Below are 22,147 nucleotides of genomic sequence, written 5' to 3' on the forward strand. Positions count from 1 at the left end.
GGTGTCCGCGGCAGTTCCTAGACTGGGCGACATGAGCACCGAGCCGACCCCCTCGTCCGCCACCCCCGAGACCGAGTCCGCCGCGCCGTCGTCGTCCGGGCTGCCGCAGGCCGCCCCGCAGGCGGCGTGGCCCGAGCGCGTGGAGACCGGCGAGCACCAGGTGTCCTACCGGGCCACCGTGGCCGCGCCGGCGCACGAGCTGTGGGCGATGCTCGCGGACCCGCACCGCCATCACGAGGCGGACGGGTCCGGGACCGTGCGGCCGAAGGTGAGCGGGCCGCACCGGCTGGCCGTGGGCGACCGGTTCCGCGTGGCCATGCGGAAGTACGGGGTGCCGTACACGATGACGCTGACCGCCACCGCCGTGGACGAGGACGAGCTCGTGGAGTGGGCCCACCCGGGCGGACACCGGTGGCGCTGGGCGTTCCAGGACAACGGGGACGGCACCACCGAGGTCACCGAGACCTTCGACTACTCGTGGGCCCGGCCGGCCGTGCGCCGCGCGTACGAGCTGCTGCGCGTGCCGGCGGACAACGGGCGGGGCATCCAGTCGAGCCTCACGCGGCTGGCGGGCCGCCACCTCTGAACCGACCGCGTCTCCGCACTTTCGTTCGGGAAACGGCGGCGTGTCGGCGCACTTTCGTGCGGGAAAAGGTCAGCCCTCGCGCCGTTTCCCGAACGAAAACGCGCTGACGACCGCCGTTTCCCGAACGAAAGCGGGGGGGTGCGGGGGTCAGACGGCGGACCAGTGGGTCGCGGCCGGCAGCTGCGCCAGGTGCGGGGTGACGAGCGCACGCCACGCGAGGAACGAGTCGGACTCGCGGAAGGCCACGGTGTGGTCCTCGAGCGTGCGCCAGCCGATCAGCAGCCGGTAGCGCGCCGGGTCCTCCACCTGCCGGGACAGCGCGAAGGACGTCGCGCCCCCGTCCCGGAACAGCGGCTCGGCCTCGGCGACGGCGGCCTCGAACGCCGCCTCCGCCCCCGCCGCCACGTGCAGCTCCACCGACTCGATGACCGGACCGGCCGTCGTCGCGCCCTGCCCGGCGCTCACGCGTGCACCCGCGGGCTCGTGGAGTGGCCGGTGAACCAGGCTGCGAGCTGGCCGTCCGCCTCGATGCCGACCTCGATCATGCGGTCGCGACCGAACTCCACCGACTGGCGGGCGGTCGCCACGAGGTGCGCGCCGAGCCTGGCGGGCGCCACGTAGGTGATCTCGGCGCGCCGGGTGACGGGGGCGGCGCCGAAGGTCGCCACGCAGTACGCCAGCGCCGAGTCCGCGAGGTGGAACAGGAAGCCGCCGTGGCAGATCTCGTGGGAGTTCACCATGTCCGCGGTGACGTCGCGGTGCAGCACCACGCGGCCCTCGGCCACCTCGCCGAGGGTGACGCCGTGCTCGCGCACCGCGGGGTCGTTCGCGTAGATCTCCTCGAGGCGGGCGAGGATCTCGTCCCGGCTCTGGCCGGACGAGCTCTGGGGGGTCTCAGTCATGGGCCCATTGTGTCGCAGGTCGCGCCGCCCCGCGCCTAGGGTGGCGGCGTGACGCAGACCACCTCCACCCCCGCGCGCCTCCGCGCCCGCGACGGCTTCGTGCTCGCGGCCCGCCACTTCGCCCCCACGACGGCGCCCCAGGCCCGGCCCGCCGGCGCGGTGGTGATCGCCCCCGCGACCGGGGTGAAGGCCACGTACTACCGGCGCTACGCCGAGTTCCTCGCCGGCCACGGGTTCCACGCGGTCACGTTCGACTACCGGGGTGTCGGGGAGTCCCGCGAGCCGTTCGCCGTGGCCCGGCAGGCGCGGTGGGCGGACTGGGGCGCCCTCGACGCGGACGCCGTGCTCGGCTGGGCCCGGACGCACCTGCCCGGCCCCCTCCTGACGGTGGGCCACAGCTACGGCGGGTTCGGCATCGGGCTCGCGGACGAGGCGCGTCACGTGGCCCGCCATGTGGCCGTCGGCGGTCAGCACGCCCACTGGCGGGACTACCGGGCGCGGCCGGGGCGGGCGCGGATGTGGGCGCGCTGGCACGCGGCGATGCCGGTGGTCACGCTGGCCCGCGGGCACCTCCCGGGGCGGCGGCTCGGCTGGCTCGAGGACCTGCCGCGCGGGGTCGCCCTGGACTGGGCGCGCAGTCGCCGCGACTTCACCGCGAGCGCCCGCACCGCCGCCGGCCGGGACGAGCTGCGCCGTCGTCTGGCCGCGTTCACGGCGGACGCGCTGATCGTGGCGCCCGTCGACGACGACTTCGGCACCGAAGCCGCCCTCGACCGCGCGGACGCCTACTCGCCGGGTCGGCGGACGGTGCGCTGGCGGGTGCGGCCGGAGGAGCTCGGTGTCGCGGAGATCGGGCACTTCGGACTGTTCCACGCGCGGTTCGCGCCGACCTTCTGGCCGGCCACGCTGGAGTGGCTGCGCGACGGCGTCGCCCCGGACGCGGCCCGCTGAGGCTCGGGCGTCGGGCGCGCTGCGGCCCGCCCCGTCCCCGCGACGACGACGGCGGCCGCCCCGGCCCGGATCTCCGGGTGGGACGACCGCCGTCGCACTGGTGCGCGTGATGTGCCGATACTACCCCGCGCCCAGCCGACGCCCAGGCGACACGTCAGTCCTGCATCGCGTAGTCGATCACGACGCGGCCCTCGATCTTGCCGTGGCGCATCTCGTCGAACACGTCGTTGATCTCGGTGAGCGGACGGGTGTGGAACGTCGGGTGGATCTTCCCGGCCGCGTAGAACTCGAGTGCCTCGACCATGTCCTGCCGGGTGCCCACGATCGAACCGCGGATGGTCAGGCCCTTGAGGACGATGTCGAAGATCGGCGCGGGGAAGTCGCCCGGGGGCAGGCCGTTGAACACGATGGTGCCGCCGCGGCGGGTCATCGCGATGGCCTGGCCGAACGCCTGGGGGTGCACGGCCGTGACGAGCACACCGTGGGCGCCGCCGATCTTCTCCTGGATCTCCACGGAGGGGTCCGCGACGTTCGCGTTCACGGTCAGCTCCGCGCCGTGCCGAGAGGCGAGCGCCAGCTTGTCGTCCGCGACGTCCACGGCCACCACGCGCATGCCCATCGCCACGGCGTACTGCACCGCGATGTGCCCCAGGCCGCCGATGCCGGAGATCACGACCCACTGCCCGGGCCGCACCTCGGTCTGCTTCAGCCCCTTGTACACCGTGACGCCGGCGCACAGGATCGGGCCGACCTCCATCGGGTCCGCGCCCTCGGGGATCACGGGCGCGTAGCGGGCATCCACGAGCATGTACTCACCGAACGAACCGTCCACGGAGTAGCCGCCGTTGACCTGCTCCTCGCACAGGGTCTCCCACCCGGTGCGGCAGTACTGGCAGTGGCCGCACGCTCGCCACAGCCACGCGTTGCCGACCATGTCCCCGACCTTGAGGTTCTCGACGTCGGGTCCGACCTCCTCGACGATGCCCACGCCCTCGTGGCCCGGGATGAACGGCGGGGTCGGCTTCACCGGCCAGTCGCCCTCCATCGCGTGCAGGTCCGTGTGACAGACGCCCGAGGAGATGAGCTTCACGAGCGCTTCGTGCTGGCCGGGCGTCGGACGCTCGACCTCCGTGACGTCGGCCTCTGTGCCGAACTGGGTGACGACGGCTGCCTTCATCGTGGTCATGGGGGATCACCTTTCGTGGAGTGGGGAGGGGGTCGTGCCGTGCCGGCGTCGGCTCAGAAGAACCCGAGCTTGTCCTCGGAGTAGGAGACGAGCAGGTTCTTGGTCTGCTGGTAGTGGTCGAGCATCATCAGGTGGTTCTCACGGCCGATGCCGGAGGACTTGTACCCACCGAACGCGGCGTGGGCCGGGTAGGCGTGGTAGTTGTTCACCCACACGCGGCCGGCCTGGATCGCCCGGCCCGCGCGGTAGGCGGTGTTGCCGTTCCGGGACCACACGCCGGCGCCGAGACCGTAGAGCGTGTCGTTGGCGATCCGCATGGCGTCGTCGAAGTCGGTGAACGTGGTCGTCGAGACCACCGGCCCGAAGATCTCCTCCTGGAAGATGCGCATCGAGTTGTCCCCGCGGAAGATCGTGGGCTGCACGTAGTAGCCGCCGGCCAGCTCGCCCTCCATCTCGGCGCGAGCGCCGCCGATGAGCACCTCGGCGCCCTCCTGACGGCCGATGTCCAGGTAGGACGTGATCTTCTCGAGCTGGTCGTTGGAGGCCTGGGCGCCCATCATCACGTCCGTGTCGAGGGGGTTGCCGGTGACGATGCGCGAGGTCCGCTCCACGACGGCGTCGAGGAACTTCTCCGCGATCGACTCCTGCACAAGCGCACGCGACGGGCACGTGCAGACCTCGCCCTGGTTCAGCGCGAACAGGGTGAAGCCCTCCTGTGCCTTGTCCCAGTAGGCGTCGTCGTTCGCCATGACGTCCTCGAAGAACACGTTGGGCGACTTGCCGCCCAGCTCCAGGGTCACCGGGATGATGTTCTCCGAGGCGTACTGCATGATCAGCCGGCCCGTCGTCGTCTCGCCCGTGAACGCGATCTTGCGGATGCGCGGCGACTGCGCGAGCGGCTTGCCGGCCTCGAGGCCGAAGCCGTTGACCACGTTGACGACGCCGGCCGGCAGCAGGTCCGCGATCAGCTCGATGAACACCATGATCGAGGCCGGGGTCTGCTCGGCGGGCTTGATCACGACGGCGTTGCCCGCGGCCAGCGCGGGCGCCAGCTTCCACACCCCCATCAGCAGCGGGAAGTTCCACGGGATGATCTGGCCGACCACGCCGAGCGGCTCGTGGAAGTGGTAGGCGACGGTGTCCTCATCCACCTGGGACAGGCGGCCCTCCTGCGCGCGGATCGCGCCGGCGAAGTACCGGAAGTGGTCGATGGCCAGCGGGACGTCCGCGTTGAGGGTCTCCCGGACGGCCTTGCCGTTGTCCCACGTCTCCGCGACCGCCAGCATCTCGAGGTTCTCCTCCATGCGGTCCGCGATGCGGTGCAGCACGAGCGCCCGCTCGGCCGGCGAGGTGGCGCCCCAGGCCGGGGCGGCCTTCCAGGCGGCGTCGAGGGCGGCGTCGATGTCCTCGGCCGTGCCGCGGGCGACCTCGCAGAACACCTTGCCCGTCACGGGCGTGACGTTCTCGAAGTACTGGCCCTTGACCGGGGGTGTCCACTCTCCGCCGATGAAGTGCTCGTAGCGGGACTTGAACTCGACCTTGGCTCCCTCGGTGCCCGGGAATGCGTAGACGGTCATGGTGCTGGCTCCTTTGCCTGCGGTTGCCTCGGCGCCGGGTGGCGCCCTGCCGTGGCTGTGACCCTAGTCACAGGGAGGTTGCACGAAGGTTGCAGCCGGGCGCGGGTGAGGGGCGGGCCGGCTCAGGCCAGGTCCCGCTCGATCCGCTCGAGCGTGGCCACGGCGAGCGCGCGCCGCGGCGAGTCCGTCGGCAGCAGACGCAGGGCGGCGCCCCAGAGCTCGACGTCGTCGCGGGCCTCGGGGCGGCCCAGGTAAGCCCAGAGCTGGTCGACATCTGCGTCCTGGGCGACGGCCTCGCGCAGCGCCTCCCCCAGCTCCGCGCGGATCGAGGCGACACCGGGGGACGCCGACCGCGGCAGCACCGGCCCAACCGCCGCGTGCAGCGCACGGTCCAGATCCCCGGCGCGCAGCGCCTCCCGCGCGCACAGCAGGTCCGCGTGCACCTCCCCCACGAGCCGGTACGGCCGGGACAGCAGCTCCACCGGCGCCCCCACGTCCCGCAGCGCCCGGCGGAGTCGATGCACCTCGGCGCGCAGCGAGATGGCGCGGGCGGGGGCGTCGCCCGGCGCGGACCGGGGCCCGGCCGTCTCCTCCGGATACAGCGCGACCTCGAGCTCGGCGCCGGTCAGGCCCGGGCCGTGCCACGCGAGGAGGGTGAGGATCTCGGCGTGCCGGCCGGTGAGCTCGACCCCGTCCAGCGTGGGCGGCAGGTGGCCGGTGACGCGCAGCAGGCCCGCGGCCTCGTCGTGGCGGTGCGGCGCGCCGGCGGGGCTCGGCCCCGGCGAGGCGGACGGCGGAGCCGAGGGGCCCGGCGTCGGGACGGTGCCGCGGGGACGGCCCCGGGACGGGGCGGGCAGGTCCCGCCAGGCGGCGTGCACGGCGTCCACGGTGGACAGGAGCAGAGGCAGGGCGAGGTGGCTGACGGCGTCCTCGCCACCCGTGAGGTCCAGGACCCCGACGAGCCGCCCGGTGGCCGGGTCCGTGAGCGGGACGGCCGAACAGCTCCACGGGTGCACGCGCGGGCTCAGGTGCTCGCCGCGGCTGACCTGCGTGGGGGCGCCGGTCGCGAGGACGATGCCGGGGGCGGAGGTGCCCATGGACGCCTCGGACCAGTCGGCGCCGGCCACGAAGCCCATGGTCTCGGCGTGGCGCACCGCAGTCCGGTCGCCCTCGACCCACAGCAGGTGGCCGCGCGCGTTGCCGATCGCGGCGAGCATCCCGGCCTCGGCCGCGGGCTGGATGAGCATGCGGCGGACCACCGGCAGGGCCACGGCGAGACGCTGCTCGCGGCGGGCGGCGGCGAGGTCGTCGTCGGCGAGGGTGGCCGGGTCGGTCTGGCCGGGCACCGCGGGCGCGGCCGCGGAAGCTCCTGCGTCGAGGGCCGACCCCGCCGGGGTGAGGGCGCCGAGGGAGCGCAGCCAGGACTCGCGGACCTCCCGCCGCAGCCCCTGGAGGGCGGCGCGCAGGCCCTGGTCCGCGCCGGTCGGAGCGGTGGACGACGACGGCGCGAGCGACAGGCGGACCGAGTCGAGGGACTCGTGGGCCCGGTCCACGGCGCGCCGGTAGGCACCGGTGGCGAGGGTCGAGCTCATCCCGAGCCGGCCATCAACCGCGAACGGATCAGGAACCGCTTGCCCTCGGGCGCCTCGACGGAGAAGCCGGAGCCGCGCCCGTCCACCACGTCCAGGGTGAGGTGGGTGTGCTTCCAGTACTCGAACTGGGCGGCGGACATCCAGAACGGGATCTCCACGGCGGCCTGGTCCCCCTCGGCCGGCAGGGCGAAGGTGCCCAGCAGGACGTCGGCGGCGCCGGTCGTGAAGTCGCCGGCGGGATAGCACATGGGCGCGGAGCCGTCGCAGCAGCCGCCGGACTGGTGGAACATGAGCGGGCCATGGATCGGGAGGAGTCGGCGGATCAGCTCGAGCGCCGCGGGCGTCATGGCGACGCGGGACACGGTCTCGCCCGGCATCTCGGGGCGAGCCTCGAGCGCGGGCGCATGCTCCGCCGACGAGGACGGCACGGTCATCGCGGCCTCCTGGGGATGGGCGATCGTCGGTCCCCCCACCCTAGCCTGCAACGTGATCCACGTCACCCCACCTGGCGTCATGGGAGCGCCCCGGAGGGTGCACCGAGTGCTGTGCCGTGGGCTGGGTCGCGCGCAGGGCCAGGTGCTTCGCCGCGAGCCAGACGTTTCGGCTGCAATCAGGGGCTGATCACGACCGAAACGTCTGGCTCACGGCGCAGGGGGTGGGGAGGGGAGGAGGGCTGGGGCGGCGGGCGGCTCACGCGGCCACGCCCGGCGTCCCCCTCGTACACTCGGCACATGCTCCCGGACCCCAGCCCCACCGTCACCGTGGACGGCCTCCTGCTGCGCCCGCTGCGCGCCGCGGACGAGATCGCGGCGCGCGAGGCGGACGCCGAGCTGCATCGGGAGGGGTTCGACTTCCTGATGGCCGGCACCCGCTCCTTCCCCGCGGTCCGCCGCGCGTTCGCCGCCGAGGCGCGCGGCGACGTCGAGCCCGGCCGCGCGCCCGCCTCCTTCTACGTGGGCGTGGACGAGAACGGTGAGCTGGTGGGCCGGGTGTCCGTGCGGTGGGAGCTGAACGAGGCGCTGCGGCACGTCAACGGACACGTGGGCTATGCGGTGCGCCCCGCGTTCCGGCGGCGGGGCCACGCCGCGCGGCTGCTGCGCGGCGCCCTGACGCTGCTGGCCGCACGCGGGGTGCCCGCCGCCCTGCTCACGTGCGACGAGACGAACACCGCCTCCGTGGCCACGATCCGTGCGTGCGGGGGCGTGCTGCGGGACCGGGTCGAGGCGGACCTCGACGGTGCGCCCTTCCCCGTGCCCCAGCTGCGCTTCGACGTCCCCACGACGGCGGCCTGACCGGAGGGACGGCGGGGACCGCGCCGCCGGCCTCAGTAGGCCTTGACGCGCTGCTCCACGATCAGGTGGATGAGCGCGAACCGGCCCTCCTCCTGGACCGCCTTGAGCGCCGCGTCCACGGCCGCCGGCACGTCCGCGTCCCGCTCCACGCGCACCCCGAAGCCGCCGAACGCCTGGGCCATGGCGGCGAAGTCGGGGTTCTTCAGCTGGGTGCCGGAGACGCGCCCGGGGTACTGGCGCTCCTGGTGGGTGCGGATGGTGCCGTACTCCTGGTTGTCCATGACGATCACGAGGGGCGTGGCGCCGTACTGCGCGGCGGTCGCCAGCTCCTGGCCGTTCATGAGGAACTCGCCGTCGCCGGCGATGGTCACCACGGTGCGGTCCGGGAAGTTCAGGGACGCGGCCACGGCACCCGGCACCGAGTAGCCCATGGAGCCGTTGCGGGCCGAGATCATGGAGCGATAGCCCTCGGTCGGGAAGTACCGGTGCGCCCAGTTGGTGTGCTCGCCCGCGCCGAGGGAGATCATCGAGTCCTTCGGCAGCTTCGGCACCAGGTTGGCCATGAGCGTGGCCATCTTCGCCTGGCCCTCGGACGGCTCGGCCGGGGGCAGGGCCGCGAACTTCTCCTGCTCGCCGCGCATGCGGGAGGTCCACTCCTCCCACTCCGGCTTGACCTCGAGCTCCATGCGGACGAGGTCGCGGATGAACCCGTCCGGCTTGGCCACGATCTGGTGGGACACGGGGCCGGAGCGGCCGCGCAGGGACGGGTCGATGGTGACCAGGAAGTTCTTCTTGTCCCAGTTCTGGCGGATGGTGAAGCCATTGGTCACGACGTCGCCCGGCACGGTGCCGACGAACACGATGAGGTCGGTCTCCTCGAGCATGTCGTAGGTCGGCTTCGGGCGGCCGTAGCCGATCGGGCCCACGTAGGACGGCGAGGAGAACGGCACGGTGCCCTCGGTGCGCCACTCGGCGGCGGCGGGGATCTTGTGCTCCTCCAGCCACGTCGTCAGGGTCTGCGCACCCTCGTCCGTCCAGTCGTTGCCACCGGTGATGAACAGCGGCTTGCGGGACTCCTTGAGCGCGGCGTGCAGGGACTTCCAGTCCCCCACGGTCATGCCGCCTGAGGCCACGGGGATCTGCGGGTGCAGGTGCGCATCGATCTCCTCACGGATCACGTCCTCCGGCAGGCCGACGACGACGGGCCCGGGCCGGCCCGAGCTGGCGGCGAACATGGCCTCGGCCACGATCTCGGAGGCGCGCTCCGGGTGGTCCAGGACCATCACGCGCTTCGCACCGGTGCCGAACCAGGCGTGCGGGTCGAACTCCTGGAAGGCCTCGCGGTCGCGGTGCTCGAACGGGATCAGGCCGACGAACAGGACGAGCGCCGTCGAGTCCTGCCACGCGGTGTGCAGGCCGACGTGGGCGTTCGCGGCGCCCGGGCCGCGCGTCACCATGGCGACGCCAGGGACCACGTTCATCTTGCCGTCGGCCTCGGCCATGTACGTGGCGCCGCCCTCGTGGCGGCACACCACGTTCTCGATGCCCGAGTCGTGCAGGCCGTCCAGGACGTCCAGGTAGGACTCGCCCGGCACGGAGTAGACGCGCTTCACGCCGTGGGACTCGAGGGTCTTGACGATGACGTGCCCGGCGGAGAGGCGACCGGTCGCCTGGGAGGTCTGGGACATGGAGGTCTCCTGTGCTGGTTCGGGGGCCCCTCCGGCCCCGTGGGTGCACCCCGCCGTGCAGACGGGGTCCGTGGGGGTCAGGGTACTGGACGGGGCGGCGCCGGAGGCGACCCGATACGCGGCGTGAAGCCGGTGACGGGAGGGCGGGCCCGCCGTACGATTTCCCCATGCTCTCCGCGCCGACGCTCACCCGCCTCGCCTCCCTGGCCGCGTTCCTGAACACCGCCCCCGGCCTGCGGGGCGGTCAGCCGGCGGACGAGCGGTTCACCGCCGCCACGCAGCTGCCCTCCCTCGTCCCTGAACTCCAGGAGGACGAGGTCCGCCTCCGCCTGGCCGCCGCCGCGGCCGTGCGCGGCCGCGAGCTCCGCGGCCGTCTGGCCGAGGTCTGGGCCCTCGCCGCCGTGGACGAGGCGGCCGCCGTGGAGCGCGTGAACGCCCTCCTCGCCGCGGCCGGGCCGCTGCGGCTGACGGCCGGGGGCGACGTCGTCGGGCTGGCCCCGGCACAGGTCCCCGCCGACGCGGTCGAGCGGCTGGCCGCGATGGCCGCCCTCGCGCTGGCGGAGACCGCGATGGACGGCGAGCTGGTCCGCCTGCGCGTGTGCGAGGGCGAGGACTGCGAGAACGCGCTCGTGGACGCCAGCCGGAACCGGTCCAAGCGCTTCTGCGACGAGGCCAACTGCGCCAACCGCACCCACGTGCGCTCCTACCGGGCACGCCTGGCCGAGGCGGCGGAGGCCGCACCCGCGACGGATCCGGCCGGTCCGGAGGAGGCGGAGGCGCCGGAGGCCGTCGCGGATGAGGCGGCCCCCGCCGACAAGCCCCGCCAGGAGACCGAGAAGGAGAAGAAGGAGCGCAAGAAGGCGGAGAAGAAGGCGGAGAAGAAGGCCCGCAAGAAGGCGGAGAAGAAGGCCCGCAAGAAGAAGTCGGACAAGAAGAAGGACTGACCCGGCCCCACCCGCCAGGTGACCCGCCGCTGAACATCCGGGGACGGGGCGGCCTCTGGTTCCGTCGGCCGGCCGGACGCCCCTAGCCTGCGAGACATGAGCGAGCACACCCCCGCCCACACCCCCGCGTCCCTCGGACCCGCCCACCGCAAGGTCGGCGTCGTGGGGGCCGGCGGCGTCGGCACCGCGATCTGCTACGCGGCGCTGATCCGCGGCGTCGCCCGCGAGGTCGCCCTCTACGACATCGACGAGCCCAAGGTCCGCGCCGAGGTCCTCGACCTGGCCCACGGCACCCCGTTCACCTCTGCATCCGCGATGACCGGCGGCGCGGACCCGGACGTCCTGGCCGGCTGCGAGGTCGTCGTGATCACGGCCGGCGCCAAGCAGAAGCCGGGGCAGACCCGCCTCGACCTCGGCGCGCACAACGTGGAGATCCTGCGCGGCCTGCTGCCCCAGGTGCAGGCGCACGCGCCGGACGCGCTGATCGTGCTCGTCACCAATCCCGTGGACGTCCTCACGCTGGTGGCCCAGCGCCTCACCGGCCTGCCGGCCGGCCGGGTGATCGGCTCGGGCACCCTGCTGGACACGTCCCGCCTGCGGTGGCTGCTGGCGTCGCGGGCGCAGGTCCACGCGTCGTCGGTGCACGCGGCCATCCTCGGCGAGCACGGGGACACGGAGTTCCCCGCGTGGAGCTCGGCGCGCATCGGCCCGACGCCCCTCCTCGAGTGGCCGACGCCGGCCGACCCGCTGTTCACCCGCGCCGACCTGGACGAAGTCGCGGACACCGTGGTCAACGCGGCCTACGAGGTGATCCAGGGCAAGGGCGCCACCACGTACGCGGTCGGCGTGGCCACGACCCGCCTGCTCGAGGCGATCCTGCGCGACCAGCACGCCATCCTGCCGGTCTCCACCGTGCTCGACGGCGTCCACGGGCTCTCCGACGTCGCCCTGTCCATGCCGTCCGTGGTGGGGCGCGACGGCGTCACACGCGTGATCCAGCCCGAGCTGGACGCCGCGGAGATGCGGGCGCTGCACGCCTCGGCGGACGCGCTGCGGCGGGAGGCACGCAGCCTCGGGTTCTGAGGCGCCGGCCTCAGGCGCGCGGGGCGTCGCCTCCGGTGCCGCCCTGCTCGCGGCGCTCCCGGGCGGCCTGGGCGCGGCGGTCGGCGGCGGCCTTGCGGAACATCTCCTCGGAGGACCGGTTCACGCCGGAGCCCTGGGAGAGGTGGTCCGGGTTCTCGCGCGCGGCGAGCTGCAGCATGGCCACCACCACGAGCGACGTCATGAAGAAGACGCCGAAGGCGATCAGCGCGATGTCGATGCGCAGCGGATTCTGCGTGCCGCCGGAGGCCGTGATGCCGGCGATCACCCCACCGATCAGGCCGAGCACGGCGGAGAAGACGAGCGGGCCCTTGACCGTGGTGCGCAGACCGCCGCGTGCCGGGCGGCCGGATCCGGCGCGATCGGCGGACGGGCGGGGGGACGGTGCGCTCACGGCGGGACTCCTGACGGCTGGGGGCGGCTGGGGCGACACGGCCCGCGCAGGCGCCCGGGGCTGAGGCCCTCGGGGCGCGGCGGACCGGAGCCAGTCTACGCGTCCGGCCGACGGGTGGCCCCTCGGGGCCCCGAGGTCCTCCCCCGGCGAACGTCCGCCCCGCGGGTCGGAGCGGCGACGTCGGCCCGGTTCAGAGGCCCCTGGCCGTGCCGCGGTCCCGGCGCACCTCGTGGTGGAAGCCGAGACCGGAGACCATCAGGAGCACCCCGATCAGGATCGCCCCGCCGCCGGCGATGCCGAGCAGGGCGTGCGGGCCGAAGCCCTGCAGGGCGGCCACGACCACCCCGCCCCCGGAGAGCAGGCCCACGAGCCCGGTCCACAGCTGGTCCCGCGCGGGGATGAACTCGCGGCGGTGGCGGGCCCACGCCACGAGCTCGGCGACCCCGCCGAGCACGAGGGCGGCGCCGGCCGCCACGCCCACCGCGGCCGGGGACCCCAGGAACAGCAGCACGATCACGCCGAGCATCCACGCGGCCGCCGCCAGCGACAGCGGGGAGCGCATGGCCACGGGCACCGGGTCGCGGCGCAGGTACTCCCACATCGCCGAACCGGAGAACGCCAGATACAGCGCGAACATGACCTTCATCCACGTCAGGCCCGGCTCGGCGACGAACACGGTGGTCAGACCGAACGCCAGCGCCACCACGGCGCGGATCAGGATCGGCTTGAACACCACGGACGAGATCTCGAGGGGGGTCTGCACGGTAGCCACCGCCCCAGTCTAGGAGCCGTGCGGCCGCGGCCCGGCCCGCGCGTCACCGCCCGGACGCGCTCACACGACGCCGAGCCGCATCCAGTCGTCGCGCCGGGCCCGCCAGCCGAGGGTGAGCGCCCGCATCCCCATGTAGACCCCCGCGAAGCCGAGCCAGAGCAGGCCCAGCTGCACGCCGGCGTCGGGCACGGCGGCGTTCGGTCCGGGCCAGGCCGCGGTCCAGCCGAACCCGCCCGTGGCGAGCTGCGCGAGCACCCAGAGCGCCGGCGCGTAGACCACGAGGTTCACGAGGCCGGCGAGGGCGAGGTAGCGGGCGTCGCCGGCGCCGATCAGCACGCCGTCCAGCACGAACACGTACCCGGCCACCGGCTGCCCGGCGGCCAGCACCCACAGGCCCACGGTGGCGGCGGCCTGCACGGTCGGGTCCGTGGTGAACAGCCCCGGCAGCACCGGTGCCGCCAGGGCCAGCACGGCCCCGGTCACGACGCCGAAGCCCAGCCCCCAGCGCACCATCGTCCGGGTGAGGCGACGGGCGGCGTCCGGCCGGGCGGCCCCGAGCTCGGCGCCGATCAGGGCCTGCGCGGCGATCGCGAGGGCGTCGAGGGCGAACGCCAGCGTGGAGAACAGCGTGAAGACGAGCTGGTGCGCGGCGAGGGTGAGGTCGCCCGCGCCGGCGGCGGCCATGACGGTGATGAGGATGGCCGCGCGCAGGCTCGCGGTGCGCAGCAGCAGCCACGAGCCCACCTGGGCCGTGGCCCGCATGCCCGACGCGCGGGGCGCCCACGCCGTGCCCGAGCGGCGGAAGCGCGGGGCCAGCACGAACAGGTACGTCACGAGCATCGCCCACTGCACCACGGACGTGCCGACGGCCGAGCCGGCCACGCCCCAGCCCAGCCCGTACACCAGGGCCACGTTCAGCCCGATGTTCGCGCCGAAGCCCACACCCGCCACCACGAGCGGCGTCACGGTGTCCTGGAGGCCGCGGAGCACCCCGGTGGCCGCGAGCACGGCCAGCAGGGCCGGCAGCCCCGGCATGGACCAGCGCAGGTAGGCGACGGCGTGGGCCTGCACCTCGCCCGTCGCGCCGAGGGCCGCCGTCAGCGCGGGGGCCGCGAGCCAGCCGAGGACGGCCAGCACCGCGCCGAGCAGCAGGCCCAGCCAGATGCCGTCGCGGCCGCGGTCCATCGCGGCGGCCAGGTTCCCCGCCCCGATCAGCCGGGCCACCGCCGGGGTGGTGGCGTAGGCCAGGAAGATCATGAGGCCGGTGAGCGTGTGCAGGATGGTGGTGCCGATCCCGACGCCGGCCAGCTGGGCCGTGCCCAGGTGCCCGATGATCGCGGTGTCGGCCAGCAGGAACAGCGGCTCCGCGATGAGCGCGCCGAACGCGGGGACCGCGAGCGCGAGGATGCGCCGCGTGAGGGCGCGCGCGTCCTGCGGGGCGGGCGCCGCCGTCGAGCCGGAGGGTCCCGCCATCTCAGCCCAGCAGGGCCAGCAGCGGGGCCAGCGCCGTGGTCGGGGCAGTGGGGCCGGGCAGCGTGTCCGGCAGCAGGGGGGCCACGAGGTAGAGCATCGCGATGGCGATGCCGTTGTTCACCATGTGCAGCAGCACCGCGTACCCGAACGAGCGGCCCATCAGGATGTAGGACACCGTGATCGCCACCGCGAGGGTCAGGTACGGGACGGTCTCCACGAGCCGGAAGTCGCCGCCGGTGCCGAGGAAGTGCAGGAGTGTGAACGCGAGCACGGAGACCACGGCGCACACCCACACGTTGATCCAGCGGGAGAGCTTGCCGATCAGCAGGTGGCGGAACAGGTACTCCTCCACGAGCGGGGCGGCCACCACGGTCATGAGGATCATGAGCACGGGCGGGGCCTGCGTGGTCATCTCCTCGAGCGCGGCCTGGTTGGCGCTGGTCTGCGCCTCCCCGATGAGGCTCAGCACGATCACGTTCACGACGATGCACGCCAGCCACGTGGCGGGCAGCAGCAACAGCTTCCACCACGTCCCCGTGCGGAACACCCGCAGCGACGTCACGAGCGGGCGCCAGGCCACGGCCAGCACGAGCACCACGAGGATCGCGTAGCTGACGATGTTCACCGTGAACCCGTCGCGGACCAGGTCGAACGCCTCGAGGTCACCGGGGACCAGGCCGAGCGACACCGCCAGCCACAGCCCCAGCCCGAGCACCATGAGCGCCACGTACACGAGCACCACGACGGCGTCGCCCCAGTGGAACCGACCCGGGGTCCAGTCCGGCGCGGGGCGGGCCGCGGGCCGGCGGCCGGGCCAGCCGGCGGGGACGCCACCGGGGGCGCCGGGGTGCCCGTGCAGGCTCGGGGCGACGGCGGCGCGGCGGGCGGACGGCCGGCCCGACGGCGGCCAGCCGGCGGGCGGACCGGCCGGCGGGCCAGAGGGAGGAACGCTCATGGCGGCCACGCTACCAACGGGGGCGGACGCGCCAGGCCGCGGGCGCCGTCGTCGGGAGCGGCTCCGTGGCCCACGCCACGCCCGCGCGCCCGCGACACGCGCGCGGTGGCGGCGGGCCGAACGCCTCGTCTACGGTGCTCCCCATGGCCTTGTTCTCCCAGCCGGTGTTCATCAACCTCCCGACGACGGACACCGAGCGGATCCGTGAGTTCTGGACGACCCTGGGCGCCACCGCAATGGACGACTACTCGGACGAGCACTCGGTGTGCATCGAGCTCACCGAGTCGACGTACGCGATGTACCTCAGCCCCGGCTACTACACCGACTTCATCGGCAACCGTGAGATCGCCGACTGCCTCACCACCAACTCCGCCCTCATGGCGCTGACCGTCGGCGACGCCGCGGCGGTGGACGCCCTGGCGGACCGGGCGATCGAGCTCGGCGCCGCCGAGGTGCCCCTGCCCGAGGACCTGCGCGAGGAGATGGCCGACTCCGGCATGCACTCCCGCGAGATCGTCGACCCGGACGGGCACCAGTGGGAGTTCGTCACCGCCTGAGCCCGCCGGCTCAGGCGCCGAGTCGCCCGGTGAGGCGCGCGTGCATCGCCGCGGAGGCCTCGTTCAGCCCCGTCACCTCGGCGTGGATCCCGTGCCGGGCGTACTTGGTCAGCACCGAGTCGAGCGCGGCCACAGTGGAGGCGTCCCACACGTGCGCGGCACTCATGTCGATCACGACGCGCGGCGGGTCGAGGGCGTACTCGAACTGCGAGTAGAGGTCGTTCGAGGACGCGAAGAACAGGGCGCCGTGCACGCGATACGTGACGGCGTCGCCGTCGTCGTGGACCTCGCGGACCACCGTGACCAGACGCGAGACGCGCTGAGCGAAGAGCACCAGCGCAGCGAGCACGCCCACACCCACGCCGATCGCGAGGTTGTGAGTGAGCACCGTGGCCGCCACGGTCACGACCATGACGGCGGTCTCCGAGCGCGGCATCGCGCGCAGGGTGGCGGGGCGCACCGAATGCCAATCGAAGGTGGCGGCGGCCACGAACATCATCACGCCCACGAGCGCGGCCATGGGGATCTGCGCCACGAAGCCGCCGAAGGCCACCACGAGCACCAGCAGGAACACGCCCGCGAGGAACGTGGAGATCCGGGTGCGGGCGCCGTTCGCCTTGACGTTCATCATGGTCTGCCCCACCACGGCGCAGCCGCCCATGCCGCCGAACAACCCCGAGACCACGTTCGCGACACCCTGCCCCCAGGACTCGCGCGTCTTGTCCGAGCGGGTGTCGGTGATGTCGTCCACCAGCTTCGCGGTGAGCAGGGACTCGAGCAACCCCACGAACGCGATGCCGACGCTGAACGGCAGGATCAACCGGAGGGTCTCCCACGTCAGCGGGACGTCCGGCAGGCCGAGCACGGGCAGCGCATCCGGCAGCGCGCCCCGGTCCCCCACGCGCGGCACGGCCAGGCCGGCGGCCATCACCAGGGCGGTGACCACGACGACGGCCACGAGCGTCGCCGGCACCGCCGTGGTGAGCCGCGGCAACAGCACCACGATCGCCAGGGCCAACGCCGTGAGCGGGTACACGAGCCACGGGACGCCGATCAGCTCGGGCAGCTGCGAGGTGAACACGAGGATGGCCAACGCGTTGACGAACCCCACCATCACCGAGCGCGGGACGAACCGCATGAGCCGGGCCACACCGAACACGCCGAGCAGGATCTGGATGACGCCGCCGAGGATGATCGCGGCAAGCAGGTGCCCCACCCCGTACGCGTGGGACAGCGGTGCGACGACCAGCGCCACCGCCCCCGTGGCCGCGGAGATCATGGCGGGCCGGCCGCCCACGATCGCCGTGGTGACGGCCATGGTGAAGGACGCGAACAGCCCGACGCGCGGATCCACGCCCGCGATGATCGAGAACGCGATGGCCTCCGGGATCAGGGCGAGCGCCACCACGACCGCGGCCAACACCTCGGTGCCCAGCCACCGCGGGGTGCGCAGGGTGCGCAGCACCGACTGCCGCTCGCGGGGCGTGGCGGGCGGCGTCGTCGTGGTGGTGGCGGCGGGGGCGGGCATGCCTCGAGGGTAGCGGCGGCCCCGGACGCGGCAGGCGCGGACGACGCGGAGCGTGCACTCAGCCGAGCAGCTCCTCGATCAGCGAGGACTCCTCCCGATGGAGGCGCGCCACGAACGGCAGCAGCATGAGCACGCCGAACAGCGCACCGTCCCGTGTGGTGCCGGCGGCCTCGTGATCCACCTCGACGCGGGTCAGGGAGAACATCCCACCCGAGTGGAACCGGGCGACCCGCCGTGGCCGGCCGCCGTCCTCCCCCTGTGCCCGCACCTCCACGGAGCCGTCCCAGTCCGCGCGGGCCACCACGCGACGCCCCTGGACCGTCCCGTCGACGGCGAAGTAGAGCACGTTCTCGCCCCAGATCTCCTTGAGCTCGTCATGCACGGGCGCCGGTGGCTCCCCCTCGGCCGGTGCCGTGACCTCCGGTCGATGCGTCACGGCATAGGTCGGGCGCAGCAGGCGGCCCACCGCGCTGCGCCACGTGGCCCGGCGGATCCCCACCGTGGTGGCGGCACCGCCGATCGACTCCCAGCGGAACGTGCCGGTGCGTTCGCAGCCCGCCAGCTCCCCACGGACCACCCGGCCGACGAGCTCGCCGTCGTCGCGATGCACCGCGACGGTCCGCATGCTGCGCCGGACGGTGTCCAGCGTCCCCTCCCGGAACCCGTACGTGCTGGTGCGCGTCATGGCCCTCCTCTCCGCCCGCCGCGGTCCGGCCGCATGAGGCGTGCGTCCCAGTGTTCCAGAATCCCCGCGTCCCGTGGGCAGGGCTTCGTGGGCAGGGCTTCGTGGGCAGGGTTCCGTGGGCAGAACCGGCGGCGATTCAGGTTCCGTGGGCGGAAGGAGTCACTCTTCTGCCCACGGAACCGGCTGACCCGCCCACGGAACCGGTTGCCCTGCCCACGGAACCCCGAGAGGCGACTCGGGCGGCATCGCCAGGGAGCACCCGCGCCGGCACCCACCCCCGCAGGCAACGGGCCACCCCCGCGCGCACCCGTCACGCCGTGCGCATCACCCGCACGGGGTCGCGGAACGCCGCGAAGGCCGCCGGGAGCAGGCTCGCCACCACGGCGGTCAGCGCGGCGAGCACGGCCACCCCCGCCACGAAGTCCAGCCCCAGCGCCCCGCCCTGCCCCACGACGACGGCGTAGCCCGTCCCCGCGCCCACCACCGCCCCGAGCACCGCCGGCGCGGCGGTGCGGACCGCCACGAGCAGCACGAGGTCCGCGCGGCCGATGCCCAGGGTGCGGCGGCGGCCGAGGTCGCGGCGACGGATGAGCACGTCGGCGAGCACCACGATCGCCACGAAGAAGGCGCCCGCCCCGAGGATGAGCAGCAGCAGGGACCGGCCGAGTCCGGCCAGCTCCCCGGTGATCGTCGCGTTCCCGGCGGCCAGCGCCCGCGCGGTCTGCACCTGCGAGGAGCGAGGGTCGGGGTCGATCACGGCCAGGGCCGAGTCCTGCATGGCGCGGGTGCCGGCGGTGTCCGGGGCCAGGACACGGACCTGCTGGACCACGAGGGAGGCCGGCGCGGCGGGCACGGCAATCGCGTAGTCCGCGAGGTCCTCGAACGGGGTGAGCGCCTCGAACGCGCCCACCACGGCCCACTGGCGTCCGTCTCCGGACTCGAGCGCTCCGGAGGGCTGGGCCAGGCCCAGCTCGGCCAGCTTCGCCTCGGGCACCACCACCTCCCCGGGGCCCGGCAGGCGGCCGCGCGTGAGCTCGACGCCGCGGTCGACGGTGCCCACCACGTGGGTCACCGCCACGCGAGTCCCGCCCGCACCGATCGCGGCGTTCACCGTGTCCACGGGCATGTCGCGGGCCAGGGCGGCCTCGGCGGAGTCGAGACCGGCGAGGGTGGCGACGGTGGCGCCGGTGAGGAAGCCGGTGCCACCCGAGTCCGTCACGGTGAGCACGCGCGCCGCGGGCCCGGAGAGCTCCGCGGCGACGGCGGCCTCCGTGGCCGCCTGACGGCCCACCGTGGCGACGGCCGCGAAGCACATGGCGGCCACCACCAACAGCACGAGGGCGGAGGGCACGGGCGCGGTGCGGGCGGCGGTGAGGGCCTCGCGCAGCAGGGTCCTCAGGTTCACGGGCGGGCCTCCGGGTTCACAGTCGCACCACCTCGTCCGCACGGGCGACGACGGCCGGGTCGTGCGTGGCCACCACCACGGTGCGCCCCTCCCCCGCGGCCTCGGCCAGCGCGTCGAGCACGAGGGAGGCGTTGTCCGGGTCGAGGTTGCCCGTGGGCTCGTCGGCCAGCACCACCGCAGGGGTGTTCACGAGTGCCCGGCAGACCGCCACGCGCTGGGCCTGCCCGCCTGAGACCTGGCCCGGCCGGTGCTCGGCCCGGTGCCCGAGGCCGAACCGCTCCAGCAGGATCCTGGCCCGGCCTTCGAGCTCGCGACGGGACAGGCCGGCGTAGAGGCCGGGCTCCACCACCGAGTCCAGGATGGGCCGGGACGGGTCCAGCTCGGCGTCCTGGAACACGAACCCCACGGACGTGGCCCGCAGCCGCGCCCGGCGCCGGTCCGGGAGGGCGGAGGCGTCGACGTCGCCCAGGCGCACCACGCCCGCCGAGGGCGTGAGCATAAGCCCCAGCACGTACAGCAGCGTGGACTTGCCGCGCCCGGACGGGCCGGTGAGCGCGGTGACGGCGCCAGGGGTGAAGCGGTGGGTCAGGCCGTCGAACAGCTCCTCCGCGCCGCGCGTGTACGCGAAGCGCAGGTCCGCCACGGAGAGCTCCGCGTTCACGGGGCGCCGTTCAGCACGCGCACGGTCTCCCCGGCGTCCACGCCGTCCACCACGGCCAGTCCGTCCGCGGAGCCGCGGACGATGACGGTGCGCTCCTCCTGGACGCCGTCGCGAACCACGGTGACCCTCGCGGCGCCGTCAGGCTGGGTGCGCAGCGCGGACACGGGGACCACGGGCCCGGTGACGGGCGGGACCACGTTGACCTTCGAGAGCAGGGAGGTGGAGGCCTCGGCGGGCAGGGAGTCGCAGTCCGCGCCGCACACCGCGCCGCCGTCGGGGGCGGTCAGGGGGATGCGGATCAGCCCTTGGTCGTCCGCGGTGGACTCGCCGGCCACGGCTTCCCACTCGTGCTCGCCGTGGGGCACGGTCACCGCGGTGCCGGCCGGGATTATGGCGGCCTGGTCCTGGTTGACCTCGATGGCGAACGTGGGCTCGTCGCCGGGGCGGGCGACGATGGTCTCGCCTCCCGCGAGCGCGCCGCCGACGGCCGTGGCCTTCGCGTCCACGCTGAGCGCGGCGGGGAGTGATTCCAGCACCACGAGCTGGCCCAGCTCCACGGTGTCCGCGGCCGGGTAGTCGCGCTCGGTGAGCCAGCCGTTCCAGGCGACAGCGGTGGCCTCGTCCCAGGTGCCGGTGACCTCCACCTTCGCCCCCGTGGCGGCGAGCATGCGCTGGAACGCGGCGACATCGCTGCCGGTGGCGCCCTCGCCGAGCGCCCGCCACTGGGGCAGCTCGCCCTGCACGGTGATCACGGGCTGCTGCGCGACGGCGTACAGCACGTCCCCGGCGGCCACCTCACCGGACTCCCCGGCCCGGGTGACGACGCCGGACAGCGCGTTCACGGCGGCGGGCGCCTGCTCGCGCGTCACGGAGACGCCGAGGGTGATGACGCGGCCGAGCTCCTGCTCGGCGACGGTGACGAGAGCGTCCTCGGACGGACGCTGCTCGGCCTGGGCCGGAGGGGTGAGCGTGGCCCGGCCGGCCCAGAAGGCCAGGACGGCCACGATCAGGAGCACCCCGGCCAGCGTGGCCCAGCGGAGCGGCCGGGTCATCCGGAGGTGCCCCAGAAGACGTCCTGCGGGGGCAGCTCCGGGCAGGTCTGGACGACCTGCGTCTGGCGCTCCTCGGGCACGCCTCTCATGGTCGCCTGCAAGGGCCACCAGTCATGGCGGCCTGGTGTGAAGAAGGCCGTCACGAAGGACTCCTTGGACGGCCGTGTGCTGGTGTCCACAGTGAACCCCTGCGCTTCGAGACAGGGGATAAGGTACTGGTCCCAGTAGTCATAGACAAGGCGAAGCTGCGGTTCGCTCCAATCCTGGGTATAGCTCGGGTCGACTGGGTGCTGGGCGATGCAGGTGTTCATCGCCAGCGCCCAGGCGCGAGCCTGCGCAGCCGGCGGCGTGGAGTATCGGAGACCGCCCGTCGGCGAGACCTCGACGGGGAATCCGTCTGCCCTCATGCACGAGGCGACCTTCTGATCTGATTCCAGGGGAGTCGTGGACCAGTCCTTCCGCTGGACCTGAAGGATCTCGGGAGTTCCCCCGCTCTCTGCCAGGCGGTCCATCTGTTCTCGGTAGGCCGCTTCCTTCTCCGGCTCCGTCGCCAGAACGGGTTCGATGACCTCGGTCGGTTTCCATGTGGCGGCATCCCACACCTTTGAGGGGGTACTGCCTGTCTCCGCGTGCGCCGACGCTCCTGCGTCCGCGCCGGAAGCACACCCCGCCAACAAGAGGGCCCCGACGAGTCCGACCATGGCACCAGCGAAACCGCTTGTCATTCGCCCCTCAGGCACAAGACACCCCAGCGCTCGCAGAGAAAATATCAGTAGGGGTAGTAGCAGTAGCCATTGCTACCCGAAAGAAGCAATGAGACCGAATCGGCCTTCCAGGTCTGGGTGC

General features: G+C 73.7%; 23 protein-coding genes. 6 read left to right on the forward strand and 17 right to left on the reverse strand.

The annotated features are described in order from the left end of the window. Positions 1–31: 31 nt before the first annotated feature. Positions 32–586, forward strand: a complete 555-nt coding sequence (locus B1A86_RS10580; RefSeq protein ID WP_036339559.1) for an SRPBCC family protein — start codon at positions 32–34, stop codon at positions 584–586. Between the two features lie 147 nt (positions 587–733). On the opposite strand, the gene B1A86_RS10585 is transcribed toward B1A86_RS10580, so the two are convergent. Next, a complete protein-coding gene (locus B1A86_RS10585; protein ID WP_036316747.1) occupies positions 734–1,051 on the reverse strand; it encodes a putative quinol monooxygenase in 318 nt (105 codons plus the stop codon). Then, entirely contained in the window at positions 1,048–1,488 is a 441-nt protein-coding gene (locus B1A86_RS10590) for a hotdog fold thioesterase (RefSeq protein WP_036316750.1), read from the reverse strand. Before B1A86_RS10590 ends, B1A86_RS10585 begins: the two co-directional genes overlap by 4 nt. A gap of 48 nt (positions 1,489–1,536) precedes the next feature. On the opposite strand from B1A86_RS10590, the gene B1A86_RS10595 reads away from it, so the two are divergent. Then, entirely contained in the window at positions 1,537–2,439 is a 903-nt protein-coding gene (locus B1A86_RS10595) for an alpha/beta fold hydrolase (protein ID WP_095353841.1), read from the forward strand. Positions 2,440–2,593: 154 nt separating this feature from the next. Here the strand turns inward: B1A86_RS10595 and adhP are convergent, their stop codons facing one another. The 4 genes from adhP to B1A86_RS10615 all read right to left on the reverse strand — a co-directional run bounded on the left by adhP (position 2,594) and on the right by B1A86_RS10615 (position 7,228). Beyond that, positions 2,594–3,625 carry an alcohol dehydrogenase AdhP gene (gene adhP, locus B1A86_RS10600; protein ID WP_073117416.1) on the reverse strand — a complete coding sequence of 344 codons (1,032 nt, stop codon included), beginning with the start codon at positions 3,623–3,625 and terminating at the stop codon, positions 2,594–2,596. 53 nt (positions 3,626–3,678) lie between these two features. Then, positions 3,679–5,202 carry an aldehyde dehydrogenase family protein gene (locus B1A86_RS10605; protein WP_041103406.1) on the reverse strand — a complete coding sequence of 508 codons (1,524 nt, stop codon included), beginning with the start codon at positions 5,200–5,202 and terminating at the stop codon, positions 3,679–3,681. Between the two features lie 122 nt (positions 5,203–5,324). Continuing rightward, entirely contained in the window at positions 5,325–6,794 is a 1,470-nt protein-coding gene (locus tag B1A86_RS10610; protein WP_036339551.1) for a GAF domain-containing protein, read from the reverse strand. Beyond that, the gene (locus tag B1A86_RS10615) at positions 6,791–7,228 is read right to left on the reverse strand and encodes a DUF779 domain-containing protein (protein ID WP_063189308.1); all 438 of its coding nucleotides are present in this window, start codon (positions 7,226–7,228) and stop codon (positions 6,791–6,793) included. Before B1A86_RS10615 ends, B1A86_RS10610 begins: the two co-directional genes overlap by 4 nt. A gap of 297 nt (positions 7,229–7,525) precedes the next feature. Between B1A86_RS10615 and B1A86_RS10620 the strand changes: the two genes are divergently transcribed. Next, positions 7,526–8,086, forward strand: coding sequence for a GNAT family N-acetyltransferase (locus tag B1A86_RS10620; RefSeq protein ID WP_036341622.1), 561 nt, complete (start codon positions 7,526–7,528; stop codon positions 8,084–8,086). Positions 8,087–8,118: 32 nt separating this feature from the next. Here B1A86_RS10620 and B1A86_RS10625 read toward each other — a convergent pair whose 3' ends face one another. Beyond that, positions 8,119–9,774, reverse strand: coding sequence for a thiamine pyrophosphate-dependent enzyme (locus B1A86_RS10625; protein WP_036341620.1), 1,656 nt, complete (start codon positions 9,772–9,774; stop codon positions 8,119–8,121). A 167-nt stretch (positions 9,775–9,941) separates the two neighbouring features. Here B1A86_RS10625 and B1A86_RS10630 point away from each other — a divergent pair, with 167 nt between their 5' ends. Further along, positions 9,942–10,718: a CGNR zinc finger domain-containing protein gene (locus tag B1A86_RS10630; RefSeq protein ID WP_078025677.1), complete on the forward strand. Its 777-nt coding sequence runs from the start codon at positions 9,942–9,944 to the stop codon at positions 10,716–10,718. Between the two features lie 96 nt (positions 10,719–10,814). Beyond that, entirely contained in the window at positions 10,815–11,801 is a 987-nt protein-coding gene (locus B1A86_RS10635) for an L-lactate dehydrogenase (protein WP_078025676.1), read from the forward strand. A 10-nt stretch (positions 11,802–11,811) separates the two neighbouring features. On the opposite strand, the gene B1A86_RS10640 is transcribed toward B1A86_RS10635, so the two are convergent. The 4 genes from B1A86_RS10640 to B1A86_RS10655 form a co-directional block, all read right to left on the reverse strand. After that, positions 11,812–12,213 (reverse strand): hypothetical protein, encoded by a 402-nt coding sequence (locus B1A86_RS10640; protein ID WP_002856779.1) that lies wholly within the window; start codon positions 12,211–12,213, stop codon positions 11,812–11,814. A 190-nt stretch (positions 12,214–12,403) separates the two neighbouring features. Continuing rightward, positions 12,404–12,985, reverse strand: coding sequence for a hypothetical protein (locus B1A86_RS10645; protein ID WP_010079963.1), 582 nt, complete (start codon positions 12,983–12,985; stop codon positions 12,404–12,406). A gap of 60 nt (positions 12,986–13,045) precedes the next feature. Further along, entirely contained in the window at positions 13,046–14,458 is a 1,413-nt protein-coding gene (locus tag B1A86_RS10650; RefSeq protein WP_078025675.1) for an MATE family efflux transporter, read from the reverse strand. 1 nt (position 14,459) lies between these two features. Continuing rightward, complete coding sequence (locus tag B1A86_RS10655) at positions 14,460–15,413, reverse strand: CPBP family intramembrane glutamic endopeptidase (protein WP_036317511.1); 954 nt, start codon at positions 15,411–15,413, stop codon at positions 14,460–14,462. Between the two features lie 143 nt (positions 15,414–15,556). Between B1A86_RS10655 and B1A86_RS10660 the strand changes: the two genes are divergently transcribed. Beyond that, positions 15,557–15,970 (forward strand): VOC family protein, encoded by a 414-nt coding sequence (locus B1A86_RS10660; RefSeq protein ID WP_020621736.1) that lies wholly within the window; start codon positions 15,557–15,559, stop codon positions 15,968–15,970. A 10-nt stretch (positions 15,971–15,980) separates the two neighbouring features. Here the strand turns inward: B1A86_RS10660 and B1A86_RS10665 are convergent, their stop codons facing one another. The 6 genes from B1A86_RS10665 to B1A86_RS10690 all read right to left on the reverse strand — a co-directional run bounded on the left by B1A86_RS10665 (position 15,981) and on the right by B1A86_RS10690 (position 21,903). Then, positions 15,981–17,498, reverse strand: coding sequence for a SulP family inorganic anion transporter (locus tag B1A86_RS10665; protein WP_036317509.1), 1,518 nt, complete (start codon positions 17,496–17,498; stop codon positions 15,981–15,983). A gap of 58 nt (positions 17,499–17,556) precedes the next feature. After that, positions 17,557–18,183, reverse strand: coding sequence for a hypothetical protein (locus B1A86_RS10670; protein ID WP_036317507.1), 627 nt, complete (start codon positions 18,181–18,183; stop codon positions 17,557–17,559). 310 nt (positions 18,184–18,493) lie between these two features. Continuing rightward, positions 18,494–19,588 (reverse strand): permease, encoded by a 1,095-nt coding sequence (locus B1A86_RS10675; RefSeq protein ID WP_010079957.1) that lies wholly within the window; start codon positions 19,586–19,588, stop codon positions 18,494–18,496. Positions 19,589–19,604: 16 nt separating this feature from the next. After that, positions 19,605–20,249 (reverse strand): ABC transporter ATP-binding protein, encoded by a 645-nt coding sequence (locus tag B1A86_RS10680; RefSeq protein WP_010079956.1) that lies wholly within the window; start codon positions 20,247–20,249, stop codon positions 19,605–19,607. Then, on the reverse strand, positions 20,246–21,301 hold the full coding sequence (locus B1A86_RS10685) for a hypothetical protein (protein ID WP_036316191.1): 1,056 nt from the start codon (positions 21,299–21,301) through the stop codon (positions 20,246–20,248). Before B1A86_RS10685 ends, B1A86_RS10680 begins: the two co-directional genes overlap by 4 nt. After that, positions 21,298–21,903 (reverse strand): hypothetical protein, encoded by a 606-nt coding sequence (locus B1A86_RS10690; protein ID WP_230594463.1) that lies wholly within the window; start codon positions 21,901–21,903, stop codon positions 21,298–21,300. Before B1A86_RS10690 ends, B1A86_RS10685 begins: the two co-directional genes overlap by 4 nt. Between the last annotated feature and the right edge of the window lie 244 nt (positions 21,904–22,147).

It is taken from the genome of Micrococcus sp. KBS0714, from assembly GCF_002008305.4.
GTDB classification, from domain to species: Bacteria; Actinomycetota; Actinomycetes; order Actinomycetales; family Micrococcaceae; genus Micrococcus; species Micrococcus luteus.